This is a genomic window from Pseudomonas sp. GM24 (genome assembly GCF_000282235.1).
In the GTDB taxonomy this organism is placed as follows: Bacteria; Pseudomonadota; Gammaproteobacteria; order Pseudomonadales; family Pseudomonadaceae; genus Aquipseudomonas.
This window is the reverse complement of record NZ_AKJR01000087.1, coordinates 1-6,701: the sequence shown is the minus strand read 5'-3', so window position 1 is coordinate 6,701 and position 6,701 is coordinate 1. Positions and strand designations below refer to the sequence as shown.

Annotated in this window: 6 protein-coding genes; 2 read left to right on the top strand and 4 right to left on the bottom strand. The window is 60.7% G+C overall.

Features of this window, described 5'->3' with window-relative positions:
* Positions 1–91: 91 nt before the first annotated feature.
* Both ptsP and PMI23_RS12780 read right to left on the bottom strand, forming a co-directional pair.
* The gene (ptsP, locus tag PMI23_RS12785) at positions 92–2,371 is read right to left on the bottom strand and encodes a phosphoenolpyruvate--protein phosphotransferase (protein ID WP_007913900.1); all 2,280 of its coding nucleotides are present in this window, start codon (positions 2,369–2,371) and stop codon (positions 92–94) included.
* A gap of 22 nt (positions 2,372–2,393) precedes the next feature.
* Entirely contained in the window at positions 2,394–2,873 is a 480-nt protein-coding gene (locus PMI23_RS12780) for an RNA pyrophosphohydrolase (RefSeq protein WP_003229203.1), read from the bottom strand.
* Between the two features lie 143 nt (positions 2,874–3,016).
* Between PMI23_RS12780 and PMI23_RS12775 the strand changes: the two genes are divergently transcribed.
* Positions 3,017–3,673, top strand: coding sequence for an HAD family hydrolase (locus tag PMI23_RS12775; RefSeq protein ID WP_007913897.1), 657 nt, complete (start codon positions 3,017–3,019; stop codon positions 3,671–3,673).
* Between the two features lie 120 nt (positions 3,674–3,793).
* On the opposite strand, the gene PMI23_RS12770 is transcribed toward PMI23_RS12775, so the two are convergent.
* Together PMI23_RS12770 and ilvA are read right to left on the bottom strand one after the other, a co-directional pair.
* Entirely contained in the window at positions 3,794–4,207 is a 414-nt protein-coding gene (locus tag PMI23_RS12770) for a DUF2269 family protein (RefSeq protein ID WP_007913895.1), read from the bottom strand.
* A 40-nt stretch (positions 4,208–4,247) separates the two neighbouring features.
* Entirely contained in the window at positions 4,248–5,762 is a 1,515-nt protein-coding gene (gene ilvA / locus PMI23_RS12765; RefSeq protein WP_007913893.1) for a threonine ammonia-lyase, biosynthetic, read from the bottom strand.
* Between the two features lie 147 nt (positions 5,763–5,909).
* Here ilvA and rpiA point away from each other — a divergent pair, with 147 nt between their 5' ends.
* Positions 5,910–6,584, top strand: coding sequence for a ribose-5-phosphate isomerase RpiA (gene rpiA / locus PMI23_RS12760; protein ID WP_007913886.1), 675 nt, complete (start codon positions 5,910–5,912; stop codon positions 6,582–6,584).
* Positions 6,585–6,701: the final 117 nt, after the last annotated feature.

Sequence of the window (6,701 nt, the reverse complement as noted above, 5' to 3'; positions counted from 1 at the left end):
TCGGCGTACCTCTGCAGCATCCCCCAATCAGTCCCCTCTCCCCCCGGGAGAGGGATAGGCGGGCGGCGTTCCGATGAGGGGCTTTTGATCTTCAGAGCGCCTTGACCACCGCCGGCGGATGCATCTTCGACAACCCAAGGTTCTTCAGCGCCAATTGCAGCGAACTGTGGATAACCTGCGGGTTATCAATGGTCATCAGCTCCGCCAACAACTCCTGAGCCTTGCTCAGATTGACCTGACGCAACATCCACTTCACCTTCGGCAAGTTGGTGGCGTTCATCGACAGGCTGTCGAACCCCATCGCCATCAACAGCACCGCCGCCGCCGGATCACCGGCCATTTCGCCGCAGATACTCACCGGTTTGCCTTCGGCATGGGCATCGCGTACCACGGTTTGCAGGGCTTGCAGTACTGCCGGATGCAGGTAATCGTAAAGATCGGCCACACGCGGGTTGTTACGGTCGACCGCCAGCAAATACTGAGTCAAGTCGTTGGAGCCGACGGACAGGAAGTCGACCATCCGCGCCAGTTCCTTGGTCTGGTACACCGCTGCCGGAATCTCGATCATCACGCCAATCGGCGGCATCGGCACATCGGTGCCTTCGTCGCGTACTTCGCCCCAGGCGCGGTGGATCAGGTGCAGGGCTTCTTCGAGTTCGTGAGTGCCGGAGATCATCGGCAGCAGAATCCGCAGGTTGTTCAAGCCTTCGCTGGCCTTGAGCATCGCGCGGGTCTGCACCAGGAAGATTTCCGGGTGGTCGAGGGTGACGCGAATACCGCGCCAGCCGAGGAACGGGTTGTCTTCCTTGATCGGGAAGTACGACAGCGACTTGTCACCGCCGATGTCGAGGCTGCGCATGGTCACCGGTTGCGGGTGGAACGCGGCGAGCTGCTCGCGGTAAATCGCCAGTTGTTCCTTCTCGCTCGGGAAGCGCTGGTTGATCATGAACGGCACTTCGGTGCGGTACAGGCCGACACCTTCGGCGCCACGCTTCTGCGCCCGCGCCACATCGGCGAGCAAACCGGTGTTGACCCACAGCGGCATGCGGTGACCGTCGAGGGTCACGCATGGCAAGTCACGCAGGGTGTCGAGGCCCAGCGCCAGTTGTTTCTCTTCTTCGACGACTTCAGCGAACTGCTTGCGCAGCACTTCGCTCGGGTTGGTGTAGACCTCGCCGCGTGTGCCGTCGACGATCATTTCGATGCCGTCGACCTTGGCATACGGCAGGTCGACCAGACCCATCACCGTCGGAATGCCCATGGCCCGGGCCAGGATCGCCACGTGGGAGTTACCCGAACCGAGTACCGAGACCAGACCGACCAGCGTGCCTTCCGGCACCTCGCCGAGCATCGCCGGCGTCAGTTCTTCGCTGACCAGAATGGTTTTTTCCGGGTAGACCAGATTCTGCTGACGCTCTTCCTGCAAATAGGCGAGCAGGCGGCGACCGAGGTCTTTGACGTCCGAGGCACGCTCACGCAGGTAGGCGTCGTCCATCAGTTCGAAACGGTTGACGTGCTCAGTGACCACCTGGCGCAGCGCGCCCTGGGCCCACTGGCCGGTCTTGATCACTGTGGTGATTTCGCTGCCCAGCGAGGCATCGTCGAGCATCATCAGGTAGACGTCGAACAGCGCGCGCTCTTCCGGGCGCAGTTGCGTCGCCAGCTTGGCGGACAACGCGCGCATGTCGGCGCGCACGCCTTCGATGGCGGTCTTGAACAGCGCCAGCTCGGCGTTGATGTCGGTGATGGTCTTGTCCGGCACCACGTCGAGATCGGCCGGCGGCAGCATGACCACCGCCGTACCGACCGCCGCACCCGGCGAACCCGGCACGCCGACGAACTTGGCTTCCTGAATGCCTTTGCCCTGACGGCCCAGACCGCGGATCGAACCGGTGGCCTCGGCGTGGGCGATTACGCCGGCGAGCTGCGCGCTCATGGTCACGAGGAAGGCTTCTTCACCTTCGTCGAACTGGCGGCGTTCTTTTTGCTGGATGACCAACACGCCGACGACGCGGCGGTGGTGAATGATCGGTGCGCCGAGGAACGAGGCATAACGCTCTTCACCGGTTTCGGCGAAGTAACGGTAGCGCGGGTGATCCGCAGCGTTTTCGAGGTTCAGGGGTTCTTCACGCGTGCCGACCAGACCGACCAGACCTTCGTTGGGTGCCATGCTGACCTTGCCGATCGAGCGCTTGTTCAAGCCCTCGGTGGCCATCAGGACGAAGCGGTTGGTCTCGGGATCAAGCAGGTAGACCGAGCAGACCTGGCTGCCCATGGCCTCTTTGACGCGCAACACAATAATCCCCAACGCCGCCTTGAGATCCTTGGCGGAGTTAACTTCCTGGACGATCTTGCGCAGCGTATTGAGCATGGCTCGGGGTCGAACTCCGTCGTCAGTCGCGCGCTAAAAGGCGCGGGGCAAGCTCTTTGAGGGCGCGGCGATACACCTCGCGCTTGAATGTCACCACCTGGCCCAACGGATACCAATAGCTGACCCAGCGCCAGCCATCGAACTCCGGTTTACCGGTCAAATCCATCCGCACCCGCTGCTCGTTGGAGATCAGGCGCAGGAGAAACCATTTCTGTTTCTGGCCGATGCACAGCGGTTGGCTGTGCGTACGCACCAGACGTTGCGGCAAACGATAGCGCAACCAGCCCCGAGTACAGGCCAGTATTTCAACATCTTCACGTTCCAGGCCAACTTCTTCGTTCAGCTCGCGGTACAAGGCGTCTTCCGGCGTCTCTTCAGGGTTGATTCCCCCTTGCGGAAACTGCCAGGCATCTTGATTGATACGGCGAGCCCATAGCACCTGGCCGGCGTCATTCGTCAGAATGATCCCGACATTGGGGCGGAAACCATCGGGGTCGATCACGGCAACAACCTCGCAAACGCATGTCGCCGCATTGTTCCACAAAGGTTGATAAGGCGGCAACGAGGCTTCCTACCTTATGTGCACTCTTGTGAAAAGACCGTATTCTTGTCGCCTTTTTACAGACTTATCAGCGGGTAACTGCAATGCGCCTGGCTCTATTCGATTTGGACAACACCCTTCTGGGCGGCGACAGCGATCACGCCTGGGGCGACTATCTGTGTGAACGCGGCTTCCTCGACCCGATTGCGTACAAGGCTCGCAACGACGAGTTCTATCAGGATTACCTGGCCGGCAAACTGGATAACGCCGCGTACCTGAACTTCTGCCTGGAGATCCTCGGCCGCACCGAAATGGCCGTGCTCGATCAATGGCACAACGATTACATGCGCGACTGCATCGAACCGATCATCTTGCCCAAGGCGCTGGAACTGCTGAAAAAGCACCGCGATGCTGGCGACAAACTGGTGATCATCACCGCGACCAACCGCTTCGTCACCGCGCCGATTGCTGTGCGCCTGGGCGTTGAAACCCTGATCGCAACCGAGTGTGAAATGGTTGATGGCCGTTATAGCGGGCGCAGCACCGACATTCCGTGCTTTCGCGAGGGCAAGGTGACGCGGCTGAATCGTTGGCTGGAAGAGACCGGATATTCTCTGGATGACAGCTATTTCTATAGCGATTCGATGAATGATTTGCCGTTGCTGGAGCAGGTGGCGAATCCGGTTGCTGTCGATCCGGATCCGAATCTGCGCGCCGAAGCAGAGAAGCGTGGCTGGCCGGTGATTAGTCTGCGCGGCTAATTACGCCATCGCTGGCAAGCCAGCTCCCACAGGTTTTTCGGCTGTCCACAATATCCGTGTTCACTGAAGATCCCTGTGGGAGCTGGCTTGCCAGCGATTGGCTCGACTCGGTATATAGCCTCAAACAGGCTTGGCCCCCATCAACCCCGCAATGGCGAGAAACCCGACGCCGCTGACAATCGCCAGCGCCAGGCTGAATTTCCAGTTGCCGACCCCGCTCGTCCACAGCCGATTCAGCCGAACCAGCAGCCAGACCGCACTGAACGTGGCCACGGCATAGATCACGCTGGACCCCAGAATCCAGAACTGCCCCAGTGGCCAGCCGATCAGATGTACCAACCACCAGCCGGTGAAAGGCATGCTCAGCATACCGATCAGCATCAAACACCAGATAAACAGCCAGGGCCGCTGCATCGTGCTGGCCGGCCCTTCGCTGCGATTACGCCAGGAAAGAGCAGCGAGCCCCAACCCGCTGGCGAGGATCACCACGGTCGCCGCGACATGAAGGACTTTCAGGGTGGTCAGGGTTTCCATGAATTTCTCTTCCTTGGGCCATGCCCATCAGCGTAGCCGCTCAGCCAAGAAACAGCTGATAGGCCGGGTTGTCGCTTTCATCCCAGTACGGGTAGCCGATTTCCTCAAGCGCCGCCGGCACCAGATGACGCTCGTCGTGCGGCACTTGCAGGCCCGCGACCACGCGGCCATCGGCAGCGCCGTGGTTGCGGTAATGGAACATCGAAATGTTCCAGCGCCCACCGAGTTTATTAAGGAAGTTGAACAGCGCACCCGGACGCTCCGGGAACTCGAAGCGGAACACCACTTCATCAATCACATGCGCCGCGTGACCGCCGACCATGTGGCGGATGTGCAGCTTGGCCAGTTCGTTGTCAGTCAGGTCGAGCACCGGGAAACCCTGCTCGGCCAAGCTCGCCAGCAATGCGCTGCGCGGGTCGTTTTCCGGGTGAGTCTGCACACCAACGAAGATGTGCGCTTCGCTGCCGGTGTTGTAGCGATAGTTGAATTCGGTGATCTGGCGCTTGCCGATGGCTTCGCAGAACGCCTTGAAGCTGCCGGCCTTCTCGGGGATGGTCACGGCGATGATCGCTTCACGGCCCTCGCCCAGTTCGGCGCGCTCGGCAACGTGACGCAGGCGGTCGAAGTTGACATTGGCACCGGAGTCGATGGCGACGAAGGTCTGGCCGCTGACACCGCGTTGCTCGACGTACCTCTTGATCCCGGCCACGCCCAACGCGCCGGCAGGTTCGGTGATCGAGCGGGTATCGTCGTAGATATCTTTAATTGCTGCACAGATCTCGTCGGTGCTGACAGTAATCACTTCATCGACATAGTCTTTGCAGATGTCGAAGGTGTGCTGACCGATCTGCGCCACGGCCACGCCGTCGGCAAAGATGCCCACGGTCGGCAGCACCACGCGCTCGCCGGCAGCCATCGCCGCTTGTAGGCAGTTGGAGTCGTCCGGCTCGACGCCGATGACTTTGATGTCCGGACGCAGGTATTTCACGTACGCGGCGATACCGGCGATCAAACCACCGCCACCGACCGGAACGAAAATCGCGTCCAGCGGCTGCGGGTGCTGGCGCAGAATTTCCATCGCCACGGTGCCCTGCCCGGCAATGGTGTGCGGATCGTCATACGGGTGGATGTAGACGTAGCCTTTTTCGTCGACCAGTTTCAGTGAGTAGGCCAGCGCTTCCGGAAACGAATCGCCGTGCAGCACGACTTTGCCGCCGCGCGAGCGCACGCCTTCGACTTTGATCTCGGGGGTGGTCTTGGGCATGACGATGGTGGCTTTGACGCCCAGCACTTTCGCCGCCAGGGCCAGACCCTGCGCATGATTGCCCGCCGACGCGGTGACCACGCCACGCGCGCGCTCTTCATCGCTCAGTTGCGTCAGCTTGTTGTAGGCGCCGCGAATCTTGAACGAGAACACCGGCTGCAAGTCTTCACGCTTGAGCCAGATGTCATTGCCCAGCCGCTCGGAGAGCTGGCGAGCGTTCTGCAGCGGGGTTTCTACGGCAACGTCATAAACGCGCGAGGTGAGGATCTTTTTGACGTACTGTTCGAGCATCGGAAAGCATCACTGAGCGGTTGAGCGGGACCGGGGAGTCTAACCCGGCTTTTGCCCGCACGACCACACGAATCCAGAGGTTTTAGCCGCGCTTGCGGCTATAATGCCGGCCTTTCCGTTCTCACCTTGCCCGCTTCCGGAGCCCGCATGACCCAGGATCAACTCAAACAGGCAGTGGCTCAGGCCGCCGTCGACTTCATCCTTCCGAAACTCGACGACAAGAGCATCGTCGGGGTCGGCACCGGCTCCACCGCCAACTGCTTCATCGACGCTCTGGCCCAGCACAAGGGCGCGTTCGATGGCGCGGTTGCCAGTTCCGAAGCCACTGCCGCGCGTCTGAAGGGCCACGGGATTCCAGTGTATGAGCTGAACACCGTCAGCGACCTGGAGTTCTACGTTGATGGCGCCGATGAAAGCGACGCGCACCTGAACCTGATCAAGGGCGGCGGCGCCGCTCTGACCCGCGAGAAGATCGTTGCCGCCGTGGCCAAGACCTTCATCTGCATCGCCGACGCCAGCAAACTGGTGCCGGTGCTGGGCGAATTCCCGCTGCCAGTCGAAGTGATCCCGATGGCCCGCAGCCACGTCGCCCGCCAATTGGTGAAACTGGGCGGCGACCCGGTGTACCGCGAAGGCGTTTTGACCGACAACGGCAACATCATTCTGGATGTGTTCAACCTGCAGATCACCAACCCGGTGGAGCTGGAAGCGCAGATCAATGCGATTGTCGGCGTGGTCACCAACGGCTTGTTCGCGGCGCGTCCGGCGGATCTGTTGTTGCTGGGTACTAGCGAAGGCGTGAAAACCCTCAAGGCTGAGTAAGCCCGGTCACCTACAGATTTGTGGGCAGACGAATAAACCTGTAGGAGTGAGCCTGCTCGCGATAGCGGTGTGTCAGTTGAGATAAATGTCGACTGACACAGCGCTATCGCGAGCAGG

Excerpts from the sequence above, each read along its gene's own strand:
- ptsP (WP_007913900.1), bottom strand. The coding sequence starts at position 2,371 with ATGCTCAATACGCTGCGCAAGATCGTCCAGGAAGTTAACTCCGCCAAG.
- PMI23_RS12770 (WP_007913895.1), bottom strand. The coding sequence starts at position 4,207 with ATGGAAACCCTGACCACCCTGAAAGTCCTTCATGTCGCGGCGACCGTG.
- ilvA (WP_007913893.1), bottom strand. The coding sequence starts at position 5,762 with ATGCTCGAACAGTACGTCAAAAAGATCCTCACCTCGCGCGTTTATGAC.
- PMI23_RS12775 (WP_007913897.1), top strand. The coding sequence starts at position 3,017 with ATGCGCCTGGCTCTATTCGATTTGGACAACACCCTTCTGGGCGGCGAC.
- rpiA (WP_007913886.1), top strand. The coding sequence starts at position 5,910 with ATGACCCAGGATCAACTCAAACAGGCAGTGGCTCAGGCCGCCGTCGAC.